This is a genomic window from Cupriavidus necator N-1, assembly GCF_000219215.1.
Classification (GTDB): Bacteria; Pseudomonadota; Gammaproteobacteria; order Burkholderiales; family Burkholderiaceae; genus Cupriavidus; species Cupriavidus necator.
The window spans coordinates 236,652-259,339 of sequence record NC_015727.1 but is presented as its reverse complement, the minus strand read 5'-3'; the positions used below and the strand labels follow the sequence as shown (position 1 = coordinate 259,339).

15 protein-coding genes and 3 pseudogenes are annotated in these 22,688 nt (G+C 60.3%); 8 read left to right on the top strand and 10 right to left on the bottom strand.

The window, feature by feature from the left end; translation table 11 throughout:
- Nucleotides 1-48: 48 nt before the first annotated feature.
- The 4 genes and pseudogenes from CNE_RS39715 to CNE_RS31375 all read left to right on the top strand — a co-directional run.
- A pseudogene (locus CNE_RS39715) lies at nucleotides 49-341 on the top strand (IS5/IS1182 family transposase); the annotation flags it as partial.
- 480 nt (nucleotides 342-821) lie between these two features.
- On the top strand, nucleotides 822-1,466 hold the full coding sequence (locus tag CNE_RS31385) for a TetR/AcrR family transcriptional regulator (protein WP_013958740.1): 645 nt from the start codon (nucleotides 822-824) through the stop codon (nucleotides 1,464-1,466).
- 214 nt (nucleotides 1,467-1,680) lie between these two features.
- Complete coding sequence (locus tag CNE_RS31380) at nucleotides 1,681-3,363, top strand: AMP-binding protein (protein WP_013958739.1); 1,683 nt, start codon at nucleotides 1,681-1,683, stop codon at nucleotides 3,361-3,363.
- A gap of 31 nt (nucleotides 3,364-3,394) precedes the next feature.
- The gene (locus CNE_RS31375; RefSeq protein WP_013958738.1) at nucleotides 3,395-4,153 is read left to right on the top strand and encodes a Crp/Fnr family transcriptional regulator; all 759 of its coding nucleotides are present in this window, start codon (nucleotides 3,395-3,397) and stop codon (nucleotides 4,151-4,153) included.
- Nucleotides 4,154-4,211: 58 nt separating this feature from the next.
- On the opposite strand, the gene CNE_RS31370 is transcribed toward CNE_RS31375, so the two are convergent.
- The 4 genes from CNE_RS31370 to CNE_RS31355 are packed head-to-tail and all read right to left on the bottom strand — an operon-like array spanning nucleotide 4,212 to nucleotide 8,366.
- Nucleotides 4,212-5,411: an acetyl-CoA C-acyltransferase gene (locus tag CNE_RS31370; protein WP_013958737.1), complete on the bottom strand. Its 1,200-nt coding sequence runs from the start codon at nucleotides 5,409-5,411 to the stop codon at nucleotides 4,212-4,214.
- A gap of 13 nt (nucleotides 5,412-5,424) precedes the next feature.
- Complete coding sequence (locus CNE_RS31365) at nucleotides 5,425-6,183, bottom strand: SDR family NAD(P)-dependent oxidoreductase (protein WP_013958736.1); 759 nt, start codon at nucleotides 6,181-6,183, stop codon at nucleotides 5,425-5,427.
- 20 nt (nucleotides 6,184-6,203) lie between these two features.
- The gene (locus CNE_RS31360; protein ID WP_013958735.1) at nucleotides 6,204-7,589 is read right to left on the bottom strand and encodes an MFS transporter; all 1,386 of its coding nucleotides are present in this window, start codon (nucleotides 7,587-7,589) and stop codon (nucleotides 6,204-6,206) included.
- A 57-nt stretch (nucleotides 7,590-7,646) separates the two neighbouring features.
- Nucleotides 7,647-8,366, bottom strand: a complete 720-nt coding sequence (locus CNE_RS31355; protein ID WP_013958734.1) for a nitroreductase — start codon at nucleotides 8,364-8,366, stop codon at nucleotides 7,647-7,649.
- A gap of 237 nt (nucleotides 8,367-8,603) precedes the next feature.
- Between CNE_RS31355 and CNE_RS31350 the strand changes: the two genes are divergently transcribed.
- Together CNE_RS31350 and CNE_RS31345 are read left to right on the top strand one after the other, a co-directional pair.
- A complete protein-coding gene (locus tag CNE_RS31350; protein ID WP_013958733.1) occupies nucleotides 8,604-10,292 on the top strand; it encodes an AMP-binding protein in 1,689 nt (562 codons plus the stop codon).
- Nucleotides 10,293-10,684: 392 nt separating this feature from the next.
- Nucleotides 10,685-12,280, top strand: coding sequence for a tannase/feruloyl esterase family alpha/beta hydrolase (locus CNE_RS31345; protein WP_013958732.1), 1,596 nt, complete (start codon nucleotides 10,685-10,687; stop codon nucleotides 12,278-12,280).
- A gap of 643 nt (nucleotides 12,281-12,923) precedes the next feature.
- On the opposite strand, the pseudogene CNE_RS39710 reads toward CNE_RS31345, so the two are convergent.
- Nucleotides 12,924-13,272 (bottom strand): annotated as a pseudogene (locus CNE_RS39710) (hypothetical protein); the annotation flags it as partial.
- A gap of 301 nt (nucleotides 13,273-13,573) precedes the next feature.
- Here CNE_RS39710 and CNE_RS31340 point away from each other — a divergent pair.
- Nucleotides 13,574-14,595 (top strand): annotated as a pseudogene (locus tag CNE_RS31340) (tyrosine-type recombinase/integrase); the annotation flags it as partial.
- Between the two features lie 366 nt (nucleotides 14,596-14,961).
- Here CNE_RS31340 and CNE_RS31330 read toward each other — a convergent pair.
- Together CNE_RS31330 and CNE_RS31325 are read right to left on the bottom strand one after the other, a co-directional pair.
- Nucleotides 14,962-15,942 carry a tripartite tricarboxylate transporter substrate binding protein gene (locus CNE_RS31330; protein WP_013958729.1) on the bottom strand — a complete coding sequence of 327 codons (981 nt, stop codon included), beginning with the start codon at nucleotides 15,940-15,942 and terminating at the stop codon, nucleotides 14,962-14,964.
- 128 nt (nucleotides 15,943-16,070) lie between these two features.
- Nucleotides 16,071-16,961: a LysR family transcriptional regulator gene (locus CNE_RS31325; RefSeq protein ID WP_041228985.1), complete on the bottom strand. Its 891-nt coding sequence runs from the start codon at nucleotides 16,959-16,961 to the stop codon at nucleotides 16,071-16,073.
- A 150-nt stretch (nucleotides 16,962-17,111) separates the two neighbouring features.
- Between CNE_RS31325 and CNE_RS31320 the strand changes: the two genes are divergently transcribed.
- On the top strand, nucleotides 17,112-19,088 hold the full coding sequence (locus CNE_RS31320; protein WP_013958727.1) for an aconitase family protein: 1,977 nt from the start codon (nucleotides 17,112-17,114) through the stop codon (nucleotides 19,086-19,088).
- Nucleotides 19,089-19,762: 674 nt separating this feature from the next.
- On the opposite strand, the gene CNE_RS31310 is transcribed toward CNE_RS31320, so the two are convergent.
- The 3 genes from CNE_RS31310 to CNE_RS31300 form a co-directional block, all read right to left on the bottom strand.
- Nucleotides 19,763-20,791 (bottom strand): tripartite tricarboxylate transporter substrate-binding protein, encoded by a 1,029-nt coding sequence (locus tag CNE_RS31310; RefSeq protein ID WP_049800698.1) that lies wholly within the window; start codon nucleotides 20,789-20,791, stop codon nucleotides 19,763-19,765.
- A gap of 137 nt (nucleotides 20,792-20,928) precedes the next feature.
- Nucleotides 20,929-21,282, bottom strand: a complete 354-nt coding sequence (locus CNE_RS31305) for a DUF4387 domain-containing protein (protein WP_013958725.1) — start codon at nucleotides 21,280-21,282, stop codon at nucleotides 20,929-20,931.
- A gap of 28 nt (nucleotides 21,283-21,310) precedes the next feature.
- Nucleotides 21,311-22,672 carry an acyclic terpene utilization AtuA family protein gene (locus tag CNE_RS31300; RefSeq protein WP_013958724.1) on the bottom strand — a complete coding sequence of 454 codons (1,362 nt, stop codon included), beginning with the start codon at nucleotides 22,670-22,672 and terminating at the stop codon, nucleotides 21,311-21,313.
- Nucleotides 22,673-22,688: the final 16 nt, after the last annotated feature.

The window sequence follows — 22,688 nt, the reverse complement described above, 5'->3', positions numbered from 1 at the left end:
AGCCTGTGTGGGTACGTGCCCAGCGCGCCCACGGCATTCAGACACGCATTGGGATTTGGTTCTGGCCCGACCTTCTGGCAGTGTTTGCGCGACTGGCAGAGGGCGGGCGTATGGGTCCGACTACATGAGTTGCTGCTCGCGAAGCTGCGCGAGGCCGGCCAACTCGATTTCTCACGAGCGGCCGTCGATTCGTCGTCGGTGCGAGCTGTCGGGGCGGGCGAAACTGGGTGGTCGAACGCACTCATGCGTGGTTCCACAAACTCCGTCGTCTTCGCATTCGCTTCGAGCGTCGGGCTGATATTCACGAAGCATTCCTGAAGCTTGGCTGTTCCACGCAGTGATTCACACCCGGCGCCGTGAAGTACTCGACGAACTTGTCCGCTTCCGCCTGCCCCCCAGCTTGAGCCACGACCTTCGTGTAGTAGTCCGTTGGGCCTGCGGGGTTGCCATGGAGGTGCTGTCCGACGGCGGTGGCGCTGCCGCGCCCTTGCCTTCGTCGGATCCGCCGCAACCGGCAAGACTGCCGATGACGGCGGCACAACCTACAGACAGGAACAACGAACGCGATATTTCGGTACGGCGCACAGTAGTCTCCTCAGATGTCGTGAGCAGGGATGCACCCTACTCGGTTCGGTAGCCCCTTTTTGGCAAAGGCTAGACATTGAAGTGCAGGACAACTGTCATATGCGGGACATTTGTGCGCGGACGTGTGCCGGTGGTTGCGCGGCGCTAGCATGTCGGCCCGGCCGGGCGTGGCATAATTGGCCGCAAAGGTGCCCACGCGTTCAAGGCGGGGAAGGGCCCTAGGCAAGCGGACTGAGATGCATGATCTACTGACTTCTCCCAGGGTACGCCTTCGTCGACGGGGCGCCGACAAGCATCCCCTTATCCTGAAGGCCGCACGCACCCTCATCGCGCAGTCGGGGTTCAGGGAGGCCCAGATGACGGCGATCGCGGAGGCGGCTGGCCTAGCGATTGGGACGCTGTATCGGTATTTCCCGTCTAAGACCGAACTGCTTGTCGAGGTCGTCAAATTCACGGCACAGCGGGAAGTTGATGTCGTGGCCGGCATCGCCATGCGAGACGGCACCGCTTGCGACCGGCTGGGCATTGCAGCGTGGACTTTCGCGAGCCGGGCCTTGCGTGGCCGGCGGCTGGCGCACGCGTTGGTGGCCGAACCGGTTGAACCGGAGGTCGAGGCAGCGAGGCTGACCTATCACCGTGCGCTCTCGCGGGTGTTTCGCACCATCATTGAACAGGGCATTGCTGCAGGCGAGTTTCCCGAACAGGATTCGACTGCCTCGGCAGACTGTATCGTCGGGTGCCTTTTCGAGGGCCTCGTCGCTCCCTTGAGCAGCGAAGCAGCGTTGGCGGGCGTCCCAATGCAGAGTCAGGCCACGTCCATTATTACTTTCTGCCTGCGTGGCGTCGCAGGAACCTCCGTCACGTTCGTTCCACCGGCGTGAAAATCTGAATGTGATGAAGAAGGCGTAAATAAGTAGAAGCGCAATTCATGTTCGGGCCCATTGGAAGATGTTGTCACTTCCTATGTCAGGTCGGTAAGTAATTACCCTGCCGAGTCAGTCCTTGACTTCTCGAGGCGGCCATCTTAGCCTTAAGTGAATCATGATTTCACTTAAGGCTGGAGCCAACCGGCCACCGTAGTAGGAGACGGTCGCCGTGGAAATCCTTTCCCCTTTAGCCGAGTTGGGCGAGCGCGTCAGCGAGCTCATCGATCACTATGCCGATTCTTCGGCGAGCCTGGCGTGGATGTTGTGCGACCGGCATGATCCGGCCAGTGTTGCCTACGATATCGTCGATGCGAATCTCAGGGTCGAGCGGCTGACATACGGTGAGCTGAGAGTCCAATCCGAAGCCTTTGCCGCCGGCCTGCTCGACCTGGGTGTCAGATCCGGCGATCGTGTGGCGACGCTTGCGGGCAAAAGCTTGGAATACCTCGTCGCGCTGCTTGGCATATGGCGGATCGGTGCCGTGCACGTGCCGCTGTTCACCGCGTTTGCGCCACCGGCGGTCGCGCTGCGCCTGGAGGGCAGTGGGGCGAGGGTCGTGGTCTGCGATGCCTCACAACGCAGCAAGCTTTCTTCTTCCGAGGACGGGGAGCCGGCGCCGAGGTACGACATTGTGGTGATAAGCGATGATGAGCTTAGCCTCGAAGAGCCCGCGCTGCATCGATATCAAGACGTTCTGAAGGCCGGTCATCGCGTAAGTCCCGCTGCGCTCGGCGGCGATGCCCCCTTCATTCACATTTATACCTCCGGAACCACAGGCAAGCCGAAGGGCGTGGTTGTGCCGTCGCGGGCGATTGCAGCCTTTCACGCCTATGTCGAATTCGGCATCGGCCTGCGCGCTGATGATGTCTACTGGTGTGCCGCCGATCCTGGCTGGGCTTACGGTCTGTACTTCGGCGTGGTGGGGTCTCTGTGCACCGGGGTCCAGAGCGTCTTTCAGAAGGGGGGCTTCGATCCTGCCCTTACCTACGACGTCCTGCGTCAGTGTGGCGTCACAAATTTCGCGGCGGCCCCTACCGTCTTTCGATCGCTGATGTGCGCTGACGTGACGGCGCCTGCTGGCCTGCACCTACGCTCGGCATCGAGCGCAGGCGAGCCGTTGACCCCCGATGTCAACGAGTGGGCCGCGCAGGCGCTCGGCGTCAGTGTCTACGATCACTATGGTCAGACCGAAGCGGGGATGTTGATCAATAACCATCATGACCCCCGCCTCGTGCGCCCCATACAATCTGGCTGCATGGGAATTTCGATGCCTGGCTGGAAGGCTGTGGTGCTGGATCGGACCGAAGACGTCGAGGTGCCCCCTGGTACGGTCGGGCGCATCGCTTTCAAGTTAGCAGACAGCCCGCTTGCCTGGTTCGCGGGGTACGACGGCTTGCCGGAAAAGAGTGCCGAGAAGTTTTCCAGAGACGGCCAGTACTATCTTTCCGGGGATCTAGCGCGGGCCGATGAGACCGGGGCCTTCTTCTTCTCATCGCGCGAAGATGACGTGATCATCATGGCTGGCTATCGGATAGGTCCGTTCGAAGTGGAATCCGTGCTCACGGCCCACCCTGCAGTCGCAGAATGTGCGGTCATCGCAGTTCCGGACAAGGTGAGGGGAGAGGTGATCGAAGCGTATGTCGTGCTACGTCCTGGCTTTGAGGCGACTGACGAAGCGGCTGTGGAACTCCAGCAATGGGTGAAGACCCGATACGCCGCACACGCCTACCCGAGGCGCGTCACGTTCATCTCGGAGCTACCGAAAACACCGAGCGGCAAGGTTCAACGGTTTGTGTTGCGCGAGGCGCGAAAAAACGCGGACTTGGACGGCAAGGGCGATGAAAAGCACTAGCCCAGACACTATGCAAAGCCAAGGAGTTGCCATGCGGACGATTTCCTACGCTGAAGCAAGCAGCGCGGTCCATGTCCACACGCTCTACGGCTCGACGCGGTCACGCCATCGCACGCTTGAGGACTTCCTGCAGGCGTCAAGCTGGTTCGCCATATTGACCGACGAAGAGAAGGCGCGCGTCAAAATCGAGACGTTCGAGCGTTACTGCGCCGCGGGTGGCATGGCATGTCATCGAGGCGATCCGGCCGATCACTGGCTGGGCGTGATCGAAGGCATCATCAAGGTAGACACGGCCTCGGCTTGCGGCCGCGCCGTGACCTTTGCCGGTGTGCCGGCTGGTTCCTGGTTTGGCGAAGGGGCAGTGCTGAAGTCGGAGATGCGGCCGTATTCGGTGGTGGCAATCAAGGACAGTCGCATTGCCTATGTGCCGCGCGAGACTTTCCTATGGCTGCTTGGGCGCAATCATGGCTTCAGCCGCTATGTCATTGACCAGCTCAATGCACGCTGCGGTTACTACGTCGGGCTGGTGCATAACTTCCGGCTCCACGAGGCCGCCGCCCGCGTCGCTTTCTGTGTGGCCGAGTTGTTCCATCGGCAGCTCTATCCTGCCACGGAGCGCACCCTCGCGCTGTCGCAGGAAGAGCTAGGCAGGCTATCCGGTCTTTCCCGCCAGAACACCAATCGCGCACTCCGTGAGTTGGCTAAAGCGGGCATGATCGAGATGGAATATGGTGCCATTGTGGTGATTGACCTGGATGGACTGCGCCGGTACGCGCATATTGGTGACTAGCCCACCCCAGGATCCCTTGCGGCCATGGCAAGGTGGCAATCGCCATGGCGCCCACCTGCTACAGCATCTCCACCGCCATCGCGGTTGCTTCACCACCCCCGATACACAGGCTTGCGACGCCGCGGCGGCCCCTGGTCTTGCGCAGCGCACCAAGGAGCGTCACCAGAATCCGAGCACCCGAAGCGCCAATCGGATGCCCGAGCGCACAGGCGCCGCCGTGAAAGTTGACGCGAGCGAGGTCGAGGGACAGGTCCCGGATGGCAGCCATCGTGACCACGGCAAAGGCCTCGTTGATTTCCCAGAGATCGACAGAATCCGTGTCCCAGCCAATGCAATTCAGCAGCTTCCCTATGGCACCGACGGGAGCGGTGGCAAACTTCGCCGGAGCCTGTGCATGAGTGGCATGGCCAACCACGCGGGCGATCGGGCTCAAGCCAAGGCTCTCAGCGATGGAGGCCTTCGTCAGCACCAACGCTGCGGCACCGTCCGAAATCGAACTGGAGTTGGCCGCGGTGACAGTGCCATCCTTTCTGAAGGCGGGCTTCAGCGACGCAATTTTATCGACATTTGCCTTGAGAGGTTGCTCATCATCGGCAACGACGGACGTCGCGCCCTTCCGGTCCACGATCGGTATCGAAGCGGTCTCCCACGCGAAGCTCCCATCCCGGATTGCCGCCTGGGCACGCTGCGTGGAAAGAACCGCCCATTCGTCTTGCGCTTCACGAGAAAATTGGTACGCCCCTGCACAGTCCTCGGCGAAGGTCCCCATGAGCCGGCCCCTTGTCTCGGGACTGTAACGGTCTTCGAGGCCGTCAAAGAACATGTGGTCGAGCATGGTGCCGTGTCCCAGCCGGTAACCGCTGCGCGCCTTGGGTAGGAGATAGGGGGCGTTGGACATCGATTCCATACCGCCCGCCACCATCATGTCGTTGGTGCCAGCAGCGAGCAGGTCGTGCGCCAGCATCACTGCCTTCATGCCGGAGCCGCACACTTTGCTGACGGTGGTGCAGGCCGCCGAGAGCGGCAGCCCACCATTAATGCTTGCCTGGCGAGCGGGCGCCTGGCCAACGCCTGCAGGCAGTACGCATCCCATCAACACTTCCTGCACTGCATCGTTCGCAATGCCTGAACGTTCGACTGCCGCCCGGATGGCAGCGCCGCCCAAATCCGGGGCGCCCAGGCTGGACAGCGCGCCCTGGAATCCACCAATGGGAGTCCGGGCAGCCGAGGCAATGACGATCGGGTCTTTCGTGGTCATGGTTGCTCCTGAATCATTTCGGCGGCATCCGGATCGCGCCATCGAGACGGATCACGTCGCCATTGAGGTAGGCATTGCCAAGGATGTATTCAACAAGTCCGGCAAACTCGTCGGGCTTGCCCATGCGGGGCGGAAATGGCACCGCATCGCCGAGCGCCTTCTGCACTTCTGGCGGCATGGCCAGCAGCATCGGCGTCTCCATGATGCCCGGCGCGATGGTCATCACGCGGATGCCGAAGCGGGCCAGTTCACGGGCTAACGGAAGCGTCATCGACACGATCGCACCTTTCGATGCCGCGTAGGCGGTTTGTCCGATCTGGCCATCGAAGGCTGCGATTGACGCCGTATTGATAATGACGCCGCGCTCGCCGGTTTCCACCGGATCCTGGCTTGCCATGATGTCGGCCGCAAGGCGCAGAAGATTGAAGGTGCCCCCGACATTGATTTGCATCGTTCGCATGAACGAAGACATGGCGTGGATGCCGCTCTTTCCGATGATCTTTTCCGCGGGGGCAATGCCGGCGCAATTTACCAACCCCCGCAATTTTCCGAGTCCGCAGGCAAAGGCATACATCTCTTTGACGCTCGCCTCGTCGGAAACGTCGGTCCTCCAGAAGACGCCACCCGTGTCCTTGGCGATGGCTTGGCCCTTCGTGGCGTCGAGATCGACGATGACGACTATTGCACCTTGCTGTGCGAGTACCTTCACTGTGGCGGCGCCGAGTCCGGATCCGCCGCCGGTTACGATAAATACATTGCCGGAGATATTCATGATGGTCGAGCTTCAGTTTTTCAGTGGTTTGTCGGCTGATGAGCGGCTACCGGCGCCAGCGGCTCTTGCGAGACCACCTGACCTGGGCTTTGTCGCGCGGCGGCGCTCTTGCGATGGTCGACCAGGATGACGGCGAGCGTACCGACGAGGCCGGCAACGCCGATGGCCAGGAAGTTCTGTTCCAACGGCAGCTTCATTCCCACCAGCGTACCGATGAGGACCGGGGCGATGATGGCACCCAGTCGTCCGATCCCGGAGGCAAATCCCACGCCTGTCGAGCGAATGGGACCGGGGTAGAACTCACCCGCGTACGCGTAGGCCAGCAACTGCGTACCGAGGGTAGAGGCGCCCACGACAAATACGAGGACAAAGAGCAGTTCGGTCGACTTGGTGTGGCCCATCAGGGCGAGGGAGACGGCTCCGGTGGCATAGAACGCCACCAGCACGTGCTTGATATTGAATCGGTCCCCCAGCCATCCGCCGCCAATGGCACCGCAGACCGCACCGATGTTGAAGACGAGCACGAAGTTCAGCGCCGAGCCCAGGCTGTAGCCGGACAACGCCATCAGTTTAGTCAGCCACGAACTAAGCGCGTACACCATGAAGAGGCCAGTGAAGAACGCCACCCAGATCATCAGCGTGCTAAGCGCTCTCCCCTGCGAGAAGAGCGCAGCCACCGGGGCATTGGAGGCGAGTGCCTCGGACGGAACAAAGAACTGATAGCGCTCACCCTGCTTCAACGCCGGTGCCAGGCGACGCGCTACACGCTCCAGTTCGGCATGGCGTCCCTTTTTTGCGAGGAAGGCGAGGGACTCCGGCATGGTCCACAGAATGAACGGGATGAAGAAAATCGGAAGGCCCGCGACGAAGAACACCGCTTGCCATCCGTACGTCCCGATCAGTTGCTTGCCGGTCAGCGCCACGAGGATGCCGCCGATCGAATATCCGGCAAAAACGAGGGTGACCAACCGGGCACGCATCCTGCTTGGTGCGAATTCGCCCATCTGGGCCGTGACAACGGGCAGCACGCCGCCGATGCCCAGCCCTGCGAGGAAGCGTGTCGCGCTGAATGTGACGGGATCCGTGGTGAGCCCGGCCGCGGCCGTAAACAGGCTGAACAGCGCGACACAGATGCAGATGGACAGCTTGCGCCCGATCCTCTCGGCCATTGTGCCGAGGTAGATCGCACCGACCATCATGCCGAACAGCGCGGAACTGGCCATGAAGCCGGCCTTGGTGGCGTCCACGCGCATTTCTTTCATGATCGAGGGCAAGGCCGCCCCGACCACTGCAAGGTCATAGCCGTCGAGAATCAGTATGGCGACACACCAGAACAGGATCCCGGCGTGGAATCGAGAGAATCGCGCGTCTTCCGCCAACTTGTGTACATTAATTTCGGTTTTCATCTGTCTCCTCCATGCGGTGATGGATGGGTTGCTTTGTCAGTAAGGCTTCATGCCTGTTTATGTGTGGACGACGGTGAAGCTGGATGCGGGCGCACGGTCCGACACCAGTTGGTTTTCCACACGCTCGTCGTCGGCGTACCCCAGGCTCATACCGACCAGGAACTTCTCCTCTGCCCCCAATGAAAGCTCCCGGCGAATAATGGCGTGGTACTTCATGAAGGCAGCCTGCGGGCAGGTACTGAGACCATATGTGCGTGCCACGACCATGAGGTTCTGAAGGAACATCCCGTAGTCGATCAGGCTGCCTTCATTCATGAGCCGGTCGACGGTGAAGAACAGGCCAACGGGTGCGTCGAAGAACTGATAGTTCCGACCATGCTGGGCATGCATGCGCGCCTTATTTCCCTTCTCGATGCCGAGCAGGCCATAAAGCCTCCACCCAACTTCACGGCGCCGATCCAGATACGGTGCCACCCACTTGTCCGGGTAGTACGCCCACTCGTCAGAATGGGCGCCGGACTGTGCGGGGTCATCGTCGACCTGCTTGATTGCCGCGCAAATGCGGTCTCGTGCCTGCCCGGTCACGACATGCACTTGCCACGGCTGGATATTCACGCCCGTGGCGGCAAACCGGGCGACATCGAGGATCTTGTGGACGGTTTCCACGTCGACGGGCTGCGGACGAAAGGCTCTGACGCTGCGGCGGGTGACGATCGCCCATTCAACAGCCTCGCGGACAGACTGGAGTTCTGCGGGTGGGGGTGCAACTCTGTTCATGCTTGCTCTCTCGACATGTCGTAGACATCTGACGGACTCAGGGAAGAGAGTAGGAGCAAGACAGGAGGCGCACTGTCATGTGCGAGACATTCACCCCTGGGAAGCGATACGCAATTGGGAAATCGGGGCATTGTCTCGTGCGAGACATTCTCGACCGTGGCCAGTCGCTACATTTTTATTTCCACAACTAGCGATAGCTGATGAACCAGCTGCGGCACGTCAGGCAGGAGACAAAAGATGAACGCCAACATTTACCAGACACGACTTGAGCGCAACGCGGCCAACCATGTGCCGTTGACGCCTTTGCAGTTTCTTGATCGGTGCGCCGAGCAGTATCCTGAACGCACGGCGATCGTCCATGGAGGCCTTCGTCAATCCTGGCGGACGACTCGAGACCGTTGCCGCCGCCTTGCCAGCGCGCTCGTGAAGCGCGGCGTCCGGGGTGGCGATACGGTTTCCATTCTGGCGCCAAACACTCCCGCCATGGTCGAGGCCCATCATGGTGTCCCGCTGAGCGGTGCGGTGCTCAACGCCATCAACTGCCGGCTGGACGCGGAGGGCGTGAGATTCATCCTGGCCCATGGCGAAGCCAGAATCCTGTTGGTAGATAGCGAATTTGCCGCGCTCGCTGCAACCGCTCTGCAGGGCTTGGACAATCCACCCTTGGTGGTCGACATTCTCGACACTGAAGGCCCGACAGGGACCCGACTGGGAGCGCTCGACTATGAGCAGCTTCTCAGCGAAGGCGATGTCGACTTCGGCGGCATCTGGCCCGATGACGAGTGGGATGCGATCGCACTCAACTACACATCCGGCACGACTTCGGATCCCAAGGGTGTGGTGCCGAGTCATCGAGGCGCATACCTGATGAGCATGCTTCAGCTGACCGACTGGGGCATGCCGCGTGCGCCGCGGTATCTCTGGACGCTTCCCATGTTCCACGCAAATGGCTGGTGCTTCGCGTGGGCCATTACTGCTGCGGCGGGCACGCACGTCTGCTTACGCAAGGTCACTGCGGAAAACATCTTCCACGCCATCGACGCGCATAAAGTGAACCACTTCTGTGCCGCGCCCATTGTCCTGGCATCTCTTGCGACGGCATCGGAATCCGAGCGTCGCCTGTTTTCACATGCGGTCAGGGTACGCACGGCCGGATCGCCGCCGCCCGCAAGTGTCTTGAAGGCCGTGATGGAAATGGGCTTCGATGTGGAGCATGTCTACGGCATCACGGAGGCCTCTGGAACGCCGGTCAGCTCGTATCGCGATCCGGCCTGGGATGACAAGCCTATCGAAGAAAAAGCCCGACTGATGTCGCGCCAGGGCAATCGGGCCGCCGCCCTGGAAGGGCTGCGCGTTGCCGATCCCGACACCATGGAACCGGTACCTTGCGATGGCAAGACGCAAGGCGAGCTGCTGCTACGCGGCAATATCGTGATGAAGGGTTACCTGAAGAACCCCCAGGCGACCGTAGCCGCATTTAGTGGCGGCTGGTTTCACACTGGTGACGTCGCGGTCATGCATCCCGATGGATATATACAGATCACGGACCGATCCAAGGACGTGATCATATCGGGAGGGGAAAACATCTCATCGGTGGAGGTTGAAGATGTCTTGCATCGACACCCCGCGGTATTGATTGCCGCCGTTGTCGCCCAGCCTCATCCGAAGTGGGGGGAGTCGCCCTGTGCCTTCATCGAACTGAAGCCCGGAGTCGACGCACCCACAGAAAAGGAAATCATTGACTTCTGTCGTGATCGGTTGGCCCATTACAAATGCCCGGTCAGGGTCGTATATGGCCCGCTGCCAAAGACGGGCACTGGCAAGATCCAGAAGTATCGCCTGCGAGAACTCGCGAAGAGCCGCGAGGCCATTACCGAAATTGATGGACAGCGGCGGACTCGGGGTTCATTGCACAGACTCGGGTAAGCCCCCACAAGCGAAAACCCGAGGATTGGCTACTCGTCGCTCTGCTCGCGCCAGGAAAGTGCGAACACATCGATAACGGTGAGCCAATTATGCCACCGGATCAGGGCAAGCCGCTTTCGCCGGTTTGCACCATCGCGACCGCGGTCAGAACCCGTGGGCCGAACAGGTGTTAGCAGTAGCTGACATTCCAGGGGCGCGAGCCGGGACGTTAGCGTTCGGCAATGTCACGTGCGAGACATTCTGGGGTGTAGTGAGCCGCTAGATTCGGCAGTCTATGGCGACAGTCAGCCGGACCAAGGCTGGTATGCAGGAGGAGCGACGATGTCCACAAAGGGCCGTTCCGGTTCTGATCAGCCCGGCTGCACCAAAAAAACCATGTTCAAGGAGACATCATGACCTTCGCTCGTAACACGTTCGCTGGCCTTCTAGATCGATCACAAAAGAGCCGGCAGGCCATAAACCCAAGGACGCTCACTCGTTCAACCCTGATCCTGACTGCAACTGCTGTGTTGCTCGCTTCCTGTGGTGGTGGTGACTCACCGCCGAAGACGGCTGAGGCAGCTTGCAACGAGCTATTGAATCAGGAGTTTGAAGGGGCCAGGATTACACGGGCAACGCTCGCGCCCGCCAGGGGTAATGTGCCAGAGTCCTGCGTAATTCGCGGTGAGATGCCTAAGGAACTCGCATTCGAAGTGAGAATGCCAACGACCTGGAACCATCGTGTTCTCTTCATGGGCGGAGGCGGTTTCGACGGTGCCATATATCAGAGCGCGTATAGCCCGGGCGTTGCGGAAAGCGGCTACGCCACCATCGCAACAAATCATGGGCACGATGGGGAGAAACATCCGCAGGGTTCATTCGCGCTTGACCCTCAACTGTTGCAAGACTATGCGGATGGCGCTGTACCGAAGGTGCTCGCATCCGCCAAGGCAATTCTACGCAAGCGCTATGGTGATTCCATCAGCAACTCCAAATTCGTTTATGAGGGATGCTCCGGTGGTGGTCGACAAGCCCTAATTCAAGCGCAACGCCATCCCGACCTTTTCGATGGCATCATCGCGAGAGCCCCTGCGAACGCATACACAGGCCAGTTCCTCTGGTATCAAAAGATCCTCAAGCAAATGGCCAAGCCTGGGGCTGGTCTCAGCGTCGGCAAGGTGCGAACAATCGCCAAGTTCTCGCAGGCTCAGTGCGACGAGCTGGATGGCCTGAAGGACAACATCATCAGCAGGCCCGCATCATGCAACGTCGACCTAACGGCCCTGCGGTGCACCGGTGCGGAATCGGATTCCTGTCTGACGGACGCGCAGTTGGAATCGGCGAAAGCCCTATATGAGCCAACAAGCGTCGCAGGTGGGCGCTACACCTGGGCCGCATTCCCGCATGTTGGCGGCGAAACGGCAGATGACTCTTCATGGCAGGCTTTGGGGGGGACGACCTACCAGATCCTGGGGAGCGACTACATGAGGTACTTTGTTGCTCAGGATCCGTCGGTCGACCCGCTTAATGTGGACCCGCAACAGTACACAACTCGGCTTGACTATCTAGCTAACCTCATCGATGCAGTGAATCCGGATCTCAGTAAGTTCAGCGCCCGCGGTGGCAAGCTGATTCTGTTTCATGGAACTACGGATTGGCTGATCACATTGAATAACACGACGGAGTACTACAATAAGGTCGTTGCTTCGGCAGGAGGACAGCCTGCTGCGGACCGGTTTGTCGAATACTTTGTTCTTCCCGGCAACGATCATTGTGCTGCCACACCAAATGGTGGGAATGGGCCGGACATGGTTGATCTCGTAAGCCCAATGTTTGAGTGGATAGAAAAAGGCGCAAAGCCGTCGAGCCGAAAGATCGTGGCTACCCGGAGCGTAGAGCCTGGAACGGGCATGCAACGCCCTCTTTGCAAGTATCCCCAGTATCCCAAGTACAACGGAACTGGTGATCCCAATGCAGAGACCAGCTTCACCTGCGTATCTGCAGAATAGCCGGTGCTTCAGGGCCGCTGGCCCGTGCTGGCGGCCAACTGACGACATGGCGGAATTGCTATCCGAGGGGGACGAAAACAAGGTGGGGAAAATGAGGCGTAGCGGTCGATGCAGGATAATCGCGAACCTCGTCCCACGAAGCCAATTCTAGCGAGCCGGTGTTCGATTGTCGGCGCTGCTGCACCGTGGGCCGCAGCAAGGCGGTAGGCTTCCGTTCTGCCTTGGTAAGCAATCGCCGCTGACGATTGCTGGGGGCTACTAGAGGATTGCAGGGACGCCAGTAGAAATCGAAACGCGCTTGCCACTACTCCATCGGTAGGTGACCGATTCCAGCTGACACGATGAAGTAGCCAAAACGCAGTCGGATCGTCGGACCGCACGTCTACTGGAAGCGCCGTTGGCAAAACGGGCACATAAACCGCTCGGTGGGCTACCTGCTGGATCTGCAGCCGCACAGCCGATAGATGCAACGACCGATCTTCTAATCCAATCAGGCGGCTAGCGGAGATGTGGCGGACTTTTTTCTTTTTCCCGGTCAACCCTCAAGAGCCAAGCACGCTGTACACCCAGGAACAGCGCTGCCCGCCTGGCTACACCATATCACCGCCACCCTGGACGGCAACCTATCGACTTAGAGACTGTTTCAAAAAGACGGCTCAGCGCGCCTGAAGATGTTCCAGCAGACGAGAGAGCAGCCGAGTTTGAGGAACGCTTCGTGAATGTCGGCTCGACGTTCGAAGCGAATGCGAAGACAACGAAAGTTGAAGCCACGCATGAGTACGTGATGGGGACGCATTGCATCGACGAGGATGTGATGCTTGGAACCTGGTCGCGAGCGATCCGTGGGGTTCGGACCAGTTTTTCGCCCGCCCCAACGGCTCGCACCGACGATGAATCGACGGCTGCTCGGGAGAAATCGAGCTCGCCGACCTCGCGTAACTTCGCCAGCAGTAGCTCGTGCAATCGCTCCAAACGCCGGCCTTCTGCCAATCGCTCTCCGCTTGCTTACGCGTAAGAGCAGCCATCCCAAGCGGACGTAAGACCCTCGCAATTGCCAGTTTGCGCTTCGTTGCAACCCTCATCGCAAGCTCAGGGGTAAGTGTCTTACCTACATTAGGCGAATTACTGGACAAGCGACCCACGTTGGCGGACTTAGTGAACGCGATGTCCAAAAATTCGTTGCCTGGGAATAACAGTGGTAGAAGTCACAATGGAATATAAATCACTTACGAATAAGTAGGTTAGATCATGTGATCGTTAGCGAATATAGCGGCCACCGTTAGCCGAATTGGCGATCTGCAACAGCTACTGCTGTGTGCCGTGCTGCAACTGGGCAAGCCGTTGTCGTCGTTGACGCACGAAGATCTGCTCATTTATGAACGCTTCCTCGTCGACCCGCAGCCCGCGGCGCGCTGGGTGCTCGCCAGCAGCAAGAAGCTTGCGCGCGGCCACTTCGACTGGCGGCCGTTTGCCGGGCCCCTGTCGCCGGCCAGCGTGCGCCACGCGCTGGTGATCCTGAACGCCCTGTTCGCCTGGCTTACCGAAGCCGGCTACCTGGCCGGCAATCCGCTCGCGCTGGCGCGCCGGCGGCGCGCGCCGACGCAGCCACGCATCACGCGCTACCTGAATCATGAGTTGTGGGACCCCGTCAAAGACGCCGTCGCAGCGATGCCGCGTATGACCGACACCGCCACCGCGCGCGAGCGGCTGCATGCGGCGCGCTGCCGCTGGCTGTTGAGCGTGCTCTATCTGGGCGGATTGCGCGCGGCGGAAGTCACCGGCACGGCGATGGGGGCGTTCTTTTGCCGGCGTGATGCCCAGGGCGTCGAGCGCTGGTGGCTGGAGGTGACCGGCAAGGGCGACAAGACCGGGCTGGTGCCGGCCACCGACGAACTGGTCGCCGAACTGGCACGCTATCGCCGCGCCCACGGGCTGGCGCCCACCCCGCGACCCGGCGAGACGCGCCCGCTGCTGCTGCCGGTGATTGGCCGCAAGGACCGGCAGCACGACGAAAAAGGCCTGTCACGCGGCGCGCTGCACTTGATCCTGAAGGAGGTGTTCGGCCTGGCGGCCGCGCGGCTGCGGGCGCGTGGGCCCGAGTAGGCGGCGCAGGCCGATGTCCTGGCGAGCGCCTCGGCTCACTGGCTGCGCCACACCGCCGGCTCGCACATGACCGACAATCAGGTCGACCTGCGCTATGTCAGGGACAATTTTGGGCGTCGATCTCAACGACCAGCGGCTACCTGCACAGCGAGGAGGATGCCCGGCACGAGGCCACGCAGGCGCGGCACCGCATCGGTTGGGGCCGCTCATAAGAAGGAAGGCCGCTGATTCCCCAACTTCCCCGCGTGCGTGTCGGGCGTGCAAGAGGTTCGCGCCGGCGCATGGGCACCTTTAATGGGTTTCAGTATGAAATTGCATATTGCCGTTTTATACTGAAACCGATGAATCCGTGGATCGAGTTGGATGTGGATGCTCTGCGTCAGTACATCGCTGTCCTCGCGGCACCAGGTCTTGATCGCCTCGCGCAATTCGGCCTCAGGCTCGACGTCCGCCATAGCTCATGAACGGCGAGCAAAATCCCTGCACAAGACTCAGGTTGTTATTCGCCAAGTCGCTGGTGGAGGGAATCATGTGTGAACTCAGCAACATCCGGACGTCGCCCGCCAATGAATAGTCAATCAGTTAAGGGTCGCACCTGCCTGCTTCACGATTTTGGCGTGCTTATCCAATTCCGCCTTGAAGAACGAGGGAGCACCCTCAGCGCTCGACGTCGAGATGATCACGCCCTGCTGCGCAAGTTGTTCCTGGACGTCCTTTTCTTGCAGAGTCGTCTTAATCTTCGACTGCAACTGTGTAACGTTTTGGGGTTGCATGCCGGCCGGGCCCACAATCGCAAGCCAGGCGTCAAAGTTGTACTGAGGCAGTCCAGATTCTGCGAGCGTCGGCACGTCGGGCAAGCCAGGCACGCGCCGCGCCGTCGACACTGCAATGGCCTTCAGCTTGCCGCTCTTAACTAGAGGCAGGACGGTCTGAAGAGTCAAGAAGCCGAACTGAACCTGACCACCGACCAAATCAGTCGTATAGTTGCCCGCCCCCTTGTACGGGACGTGGCTGACATTGACCTTTGCCTCGCTCGCGAACAGTTGCCCAGCAAGGTGCAGAACCGTCCCGTTACCCGACGAGCCATAGTTGTATTCGCCCGGGTTGGACTTCAGCACTGCAATGAGTTCCTTTGTGTTGTTCGCGCGTACCGACGGATTCACAACAAGGACCAGCGGCAACGTGCCGATGACGGTGATAGGAGTTATGTCCTTCAACGCGTCATACGGCACGTTCTTGTATATGAACGGATTGATGACGTGGTTCGAGGAGATCAATCCTAGCGTCGAGCCGTCTTTCGGCGCACGAACAAGTTGCTGCGTCCCCGGCACGCCTCCAGCTCCAGGCAAATTCTCGATCACAACGGAGTGACCCAAATTCTTGGACAGTGACTGGCTCATAGCGCGGGCAACAGCATCTGCTTGTGAACCAGCCTGTGTAGGAACAATCAAGCGGATGGGTGTTTGCGCAGTTACAGGAGAAAAGATCCCTGTAACGAGCGCACACGATGTCACCACAACAAATGCATTGCGCACTTGCTTCAGAAGCGAGATGGGCATTTATGTCTCCGTCTACTGTGTGGCACCGCGTGTCCGCGATGACCTATTGGACGGAGTTTAGTGCGGTAGTCTGCCGTAGCAGAGTGCTAATGCGGTAGACCCGCTATCGCACCCGAGCATATCCACTGTTACCCTTGCTGTTTCAGCGCCTCAACCAACGCTGACACCGCGCGGAGCCGCGGATTCTTATAGGGGGCGTAGATAAGTAAGCGGCGGTTACTCCACGTTTCTTGCAGCGGTATTCTGACGAATCTGTCCGAGCCGGCATATGCCGCACTGGCGCTATTTGGCAGCACGGCTATGCCCAATCCGGCCTCCACCATTCGACAGCCGGCTTCAAAGCTGGAAACAGCAACGCTTTGGTTAAACGGCACCCGAAGATTTGTTGCCTGTTCACGGAGTTCCTGCGCCAATGCACCTCCAGGCTGCACGACTACCAAAGGATGGTCGAGAATCTCCGCATACCGAAGTCGCTTGCGTTTTGCCAGCGAGTGATTCACCGGCACTACAACGTTGAGCGGATCAATGGCGAAAGGCCACGACTCTAAACCAGGCGGAGCGTTAGCTGCGACGCCAATGCCCACATCTACGACATCGTCCAAACAGGCGCGAATCGACTCGGACGTCGATCGTTCAAACAGCGCAATTTCGACGAGCGGATGCGCCTGCTTGAACCCATGCAAGCGCTCAGGAAGAAAACCGATAATAGCCGAAGGACTTGCAGACAGTCTTACGACGCCTGCGACCTTGTCCCCAAGGTCCTGCACCTCACGAGTGAAGGCAACGATGTCCGCATTGAGCTTCCTACCCAACTCCAGCGCACGCTCCCCTGCGTCTGTAAGCGCCACGCCGGTGGTGGAACGGATAAACAGCCCGACCCCCAAGTTGCGCTCCAGTTCCGCAATTCGTCGGCTCAGGGCCGACTGGGCGATGTGCTCGAGCTCCGCCGCACGCTTGATGGAACCTTCTCGCGCGACGGAAAGGAAAAGTTGAATACTGACAGGGTCTATGCGGTGCATTGTTTGTGAGCGCAAGTGCAGTGTCGGACAGCCGTGCACGGCTAGGGTTTTCCCGATATCTTCTGCCGCGATACCGGGAATGCTACATCAGCGCTTGGTCTTAGGGAACAGACCGACTTAAAGTCCAATGAAATCCCACAGGAGATCCCCATGAACGTCCTCGAGCCGAATGGCCGCGTCTTGTATCTGGTCCACTCGACGGCGGCAATGGAAAAGCAACTGCAAGGGGAGAGACTGACTCCCGCCGACTGTGAGCCGCTTCGAAATGATGTTTCCACCGACGAAATTACGCCGGTGCCCATTCTCACCCACTACGACGACGCACTAGGACGGTATCCGTACACTGGATATAAGGTCGGTGCGACGCTGCCGTTTAAGCCCGATTCCGTTCGGCAAGGTAAGTTCTACATCACCGTCGCCGGCAATCGCTACGGCAAAGGCTCCTCCCGTGAACACAGCCCGGCGGCCGAAAAACTCGCCGGCATCCGGCTAGTCATCGCGAAAAGCTTCGAACGGATTTATCGCCAGAACGCGGACAACATTGGCCTTTACACGTCCACGGACTTCAGCCTGGTTCCGCGCCTTGAAGCTGGGGAAGCAATTCCACTTGATGAACTCGTGGGAGGTCGAGATGCGCTGGCAGCTTCCATTTTGAAGCATGGCGGCCTGCTCAAGTTTGGCCAGCAGTACCTTACCAACGTCACGCCGGCCGCGAAGGTCGACGCACAGCGTCCCCAAACACTTTTCGAAAAGATTGTTCGACGCAACTTGCTGGCGACGCCAGTTACGTCTTCCGACCCCAAGCCTGGCGACGGTATCTTTGTTCAGGCCCACTGGCGATTCATTCACGAGTATTACACCGGCATGTGCGCTCATATGCTGCACGCGACATTCGGCAAGCCAGTGAAGTTGAAACATGCTGACCATATTGTCGTCTTCGAAGACCACACTTCGTACGTGACAGAAAGCCCCGCTCACGTTCGCAATGGCCTCGTCGAGAACGTCGTGCAGATGCGATTCGCGCAGCGCGACTTCGTGAAGACCTATGGGCTCACGTTTCACCGTACCCTTACGGATGAAGAGCTATCGAAGGACGATGGAAACAACGTCGCCGGCATTTCCCACGCCATGATGGCCGAGCAGTATGCCCTGCCCGGTCAAGTGGTTGTTGGCACGGATTCTCATACGCCTCACAGCGGCGCCCTGGGTTGCGTAGCCTTCGGCGTTGGCACCACCGACATGGCCAACGCCTTCGTTACCGGTGCTGTGCGCATGACGCTGCCAGAGTCGATCCGCGTGCATCTCGGTGGCAAGCTGCAGGCAGGCGTCACCGCCAAAGACGTTGTTCTCCAACTGCTGGCCCAGCCCGCAATCAAGGCGGGTGCCGGCGTTGGGAAGGTCTTCGAATTCGCCGGCCCGGTAGTTTCCGCCATGAGCGTGGACGAACGGGCAACGCTTACCAACATGTGCGCCGAATTGGGTGGGTTCACTGGCATCGTCGCGCCAGATGCCGAGACTGTTCGCTTCCTCCTGGAACGGCGTGGCGTCGAGTTCCAACTCGAGCCCTGGATGCACAGTGACGAAGGAGCGAAGTACGCCGCAAATCTTGAGGTCGATTGCAGCGTTCTGTCTCCGATGGTTGCACGTCCTGGCGACCCTGGCAACGGCTTGCCGCTCGCTACACTCGATGAGACTGTGAAAGTCGACATCGCCTATGGAGGCTCTTGCACTGCAGGTAAGCGCGAGGACTTCGACCAGTATCACGCGGTATTCCAATGGGCCGCCGAACGTGGCCTGAGAATCCCCGAACACGTGACCCTCTATCTCCAGTTCGGCACGACCGACGTGCGGGACTATTGCCAGAACAAAGGCTACCTTAAGGCCTTTGAAGCGGTAGGTGCACGCATTCTGCAGCCCTCATGCGGCGCATGTGCAAACTGCGGCCCGGGATCATCCACGAGCCCTGAGCAGGTAACCGTGAGCTCAATCAACCGAAACTTCCCTGGACGTTCGGGCCCTGGCCAAGTCTGGCTGGCGAGCCCTCCTACTGTGGCTGCCAGCGCCATCGCAGGCAAGCTCGTTTCGTTCAAAGAGCTGCAGCTGAACCAACCCGCTTCATCTCACTGAACACGTACAGTACGATCTCGAAGTGCTGGAGTCTGTCGCCCATCTCGTAACGGTAAAGTATTAGGCCCGAACGTATGTTGTGCCCCGATCTTCCTGCGCTGATTCTCACTGCAGCGGACCACTACTTTAACGACGAGCGTACTGGTCATGATCCGTGGAGTCTCGTGGGCTCTGCCAACCATGTTCTGTCGGAGCGCACGGACGCGTTCCTGAATGTTGGGTATGCCCGCAACAAGGAAGGTTCGAGGCGCGGGTTGAATGGATTTGATACAAACATTACGCCGGGAAGCAATCAAACCGGCGTAATGCTTGGGCTGCGCCACAAGTTCTAATCGTGGTACGCGGCCGCCGTGCTAGCGACCACAGCGTAGCGACACTCGCACCTCGACCGGCCGGAGACTTGCTTGGCCGCCGGCAGCTGCTGCCGTTCCTGACGGATTTGCCCCCCGCTTTTTTGCCACTCCCCCAGCAAGACGTAAGGCGTGTCCGCGTTGCAAGCAACCCGCATTTTCGAACCGATGCAGGTTACAACGCCCCCAGCAGTTCATCGCTTGCCTTTCCAAATTAACTCGGAAAATGCCATCAAGCGCTCGTAGTCAGCGTCGAATAGCGGTTCGGTGCGGTAAGCGTTTAGACGCCTTTCACCAACTATCGCGTGGACGCGTAGCCCCCGCTCACTCCGCGACGATCTTGCGGTCCGCCGCGATCCGTTTCCACTGCGCAAGATCCTGCCTGATCCGGACGCCGAATTCGGCAGGCGACGCTGCCAGCGGATGCGAGCCATCCGGCTCCAGCACCACGCGCACGTCATGCGATGCAGCGATCTCGGCGATCTCGCGATTGAGCCGCTGTACCAGCGCAGCCGGCGTGCCGGCCGGGGCCAGCACACCTACCCAAATCTCGATGCCATAGCCCGGCACCGAAGCCGCCAGTGGCGGCAGGCCAGGGAACGCGGGGTTCGGCGTGACAGAGGTAACGGCCAGCGGCTTGACTTTGCCGGCCTTGATCTGCGTGGCGATTGAACTGTAGTTCGACATCATCACGTCAATCTGCCCAGCGGCAAGGTCGATCAGCGCATTGGCCGCGCCTTTGTACGGCACATGCATCATCTGCACCTTCGCTGTGTCGCACATCAACTCGGTCGCGAGCTGTCCAAGCGAGCCCACGCCCGCCGAGCCATAGGTGATGGTCCCTGGCTTCGCGCGTGCGGCTGCAATCAGATCTACCGGCGTGTGGATCGATTTCGACGATGCAATCGTAGACGACACCGCCAGCAATAGCGGCCCGTCAGCCACTAGCGCCACCGGAGCAAACGCGGACAGCGGATCATAGGGCGAGCGCGCCTGCGTCGCAGCCGCGGTCAGGAAGGTTGACGACGTCAGCAGCAGCACTGAGCCGTCTCGCGGCGCTTTGGCGACGTAGTCCGCACCGAGCACGCCGGCCACGCCGGGACGGTTTTCCACGATCACCGTGTTGCCAAGGCGCTTGGCCAGCGCCGGCGCGATCGCGCGGGCGATCACATCATTGCTGGCCCCTGCGGAGAACGGCACCACAATCCGCATCAGCGGCGGCACGGCGGTTGCGCTCTGCGCACGCGCCGCGCCCGCCGGCCAGGGCGCAACGGCAAGCGTCGCCAAGATGACCGTCCCAGGCAGGCTACGTGCCAGCAGGGTCCAAATGCGCTTGAGAAAGGTCTTGTCCATATGTGGATCCGAATTCATCGTAATGCAGGAAAACTGCGGGACGCAACTGCGGAAGCCGCAATGCGAAACGGTGCGCACTTCCGGGCATCTGGCCGCGGCCGGCCCTTGGGGGCGGGCCGCGGTAAGGTGCACTCGTATCAGGCTGGGATCTCGAGTTCCAGCAACGGCGCGTACTGCTGCGCGCCGAAGATGTCGCCATCGCCCGCGCTGCCGCTCGGACGCTTGCGGTACATCGTGAACTTGATCGCGAAGGCCGGATCGTATTCGACGAAGTCGGAGATGCGCTCCACCGGAACATGGAACAGCGCGGCCATGCTTTCTCGGCTCAGCACGCGGGACCGCTTGACGCGTTCATATTGCGCTGCCTCGCGGAAAATAACGTCGAAGGTGATCTTGTTGACCCCGGCGTTCTTGCTGCGGATGGTCTTGGCCAGCTCGTGCAGCTTCTGGGTCGGCGCCAGGCTGGGTGCGGATGGATTGGCAGTGGTCATGATGGGCTTCCTAAGGAACGGTGGCGCGTCAGACGCCGGCCTCTACGAGATGCGTGGGAAACAGCGCTAGCGGATCGTGCACCTCCACAGTGTGATTTAGCGTCCAACGATAGGCCGAGCTGGCGTGCAGTACCTCGTCGAGCGGAAACGACACCGAGCCGGCGGTGCCTTTGACGTCCGGCAAGCGCGCATAGAACATCTGGCGAAGGCCAATCATCGCCACCTCTTCTGCCATCTCGCGGGTGGGCGCCACCCCCTGCACCATGACGCACAGCTCATGGCCGGGGCGGTCGCGCAGCGGCTCCAGTTCGCCCATCACGCCATCGCGCCCATAGACGTTGTAGTGGAGCTCATAGCCGGTCTCGCCGAAGCGCGCGCGCACCTGATCTTTGGCCCAGGCGATCACGCGGTCCACGTTGGCGATCGTGTACGGATCACGGATGCCGCACAGCCCCACATAACGCTCGCCGACTTTGCCCGACCCCTCCAGCTTGACGCGGATGACCTCGTCGGGCTCAAAGCGGGAGCCGGTGATGCGGGTGGTGCGCGGATCCACCTGTTCGTAGTGGCATTGGCTCATGTCGAGTCTGCCGCCCGCGACGAATTCCTCGAACGGGTTCGAGCGTTCATACATCGCGTGCCCGGCCACCGACGCGACGGTGCAGCGCTGCTCCGGATGCATCGCGGTGACGCGCACGGCGTCGCGTGAGATCTCGCCCAGCACCGTCTCCTTGCCACCGTAGGGCTCGGCGCAGAACGAGGCGCATTCGAGCACCTTGCCCAGATAGTAGGCATGATCGGCGGCGAACCCGTGGTGCAGAGCCGGCGCTGCGAACACCGCTGCGTCGGAGCTGCGCCCGCCGATGATCACGTCCGCACCTTGGGCCAGCAGTTCGAGATAGGGATGCACGCCAGCCATTGCCACGATGCGGTCGGTGCCGTCCAACTCCGACAGCGTCAGGTCGGCAAAGCCGTCCAGCCCGCGGATTGTCTCGCCCGCGCCGAGCTTTTCACGCAACAGCGACTTGGGCACCTCGGAGTAGAAGTAGCCGATGCGAAAGCGCTTCAGCCCGTGCTTCTGCGCAAGCTCACGGATGATGTTCACGTAGAGGTCGACCCGGCTGTTGGTGCCAGTATCGCCGGCCGAGCCGATGATCATTGGCACGCCCAGCCGCCGAGATGCCAGCAGCATGTGCTCAAGGTCGTGGCGCTGCCACGCCTCGGGGCTGGTCGACGTATCCGAGCCCAGCGGCACTGGGCCCACGTCATCGCTGCCCGAATCGGCCGCGATATAGTCCGGCCCGGCGGCCACTCCGATCTCAAAGCTTCCCGTGCGCAAGGGAGCAAAGCCGAGGTGGCCATTGGGGCAAATGATCTTCAGCGACTGCATTCAACGTTCTCCAGTT

What these genes read in the sequence shown, in the direction of transcription:
- CNE_RS31385 (WP_013958740.1), top strand. Translation starts at nt 822, where the DNA reads ATGCATGATCTACTGACTTCTCCCAGGGTACGCCTTCGTCGACGGGGC.
- CNE_RS31375 (WP_013958738.1), top strand. Translation starts at nt 3,395, where the DNA reads ATGCGGACGATTTCCTACGCTGAAGCAAGCAGCGCGGTCCATGTCCAC.
- CNE_RS31370 (WP_013958737.1), bottom strand. Translation starts at nt 5,411, where the DNA reads ATGACCACGAAAGACCCGATCGTCATTGCCTCGGCTGCCCGGACTCCC.
- CNE_RS31365 (WP_013958736.1), bottom strand. Translation starts at nt 6,183, where the DNA reads ATGAATATCTCCGGCAATGTATTTATCGTAACCGGCGGCGGATCCGGA.
- CNE_RS31360 (WP_013958735.1), bottom strand. Translation starts at nt 7,589, where the DNA reads ATGAAAACCGAAATTAATGTACACAAGTTGGCGGAAGACGCGCGATTC.
- CNE_RS31355 (WP_013958734.1), bottom strand. Translation starts at nt 8,366, where the DNA reads ATGAACAGAGTTGCACCCCCACCCGCAGAACTCCAGTCTGTCCGCGAG.
- CNE_RS31350 (WP_013958733.1), top strand. Translation starts at nt 8,604, where the DNA reads ATGAACGCCAACATTTACCAGACACGACTTGAGCGCAACGCGGCCAAC.
- CNE_RS31345 (WP_013958732.1), top strand. Translation starts at nt 10,685, where the DNA reads ATGACCTTCGCTCGTAACACGTTCGCTGGCCTTCTAGATCGATCACAA.
- CNE_RS31330 (WP_013958729.1), bottom strand. Translation starts at nt 15,942, where the DNA reads ATGCCCATCTCGCTTCTGAAGCAAGTGCGCAATGCATTTGTTGTGGTG.
- CNE_RS31325 (WP_041228985.1), bottom strand. Translation starts at nt 16,961, where the DNA reads ATGCACCGCATAGACCCTGTCAGTATTCAACTTTTCCTTTCCGTCGCG.
- CNE_RS31320 (WP_013958727.1), top strand. Translation starts at nt 17,112, where the DNA reads ATGAACGTCCTCGAGCCGAATGGCCGCGTCTTGTATCTGGTCCACTCG.
- CNE_RS31310 (WP_049800698.1), bottom strand. Translation starts at nt 20,791, where the DNA reads ATGGACAAGACCTTTCTCAAGCGCATTTGGACCCTGCTGGCACGTAGC.
- CNE_RS31305 (WP_013958725.1), bottom strand. Translation starts at nt 21,282, where the DNA reads ATGACCACTGCCAATCCATCCGCACCCAGCCTGGCGCCGACCCAGAAG.
- CNE_RS31300 (WP_013958724.1), bottom strand. Translation starts at nt 22,672, where the DNA reads ATGCAGTCGCTGAAGATCATTTGCCCCAATGGCCACCTCGGCTTTGCT.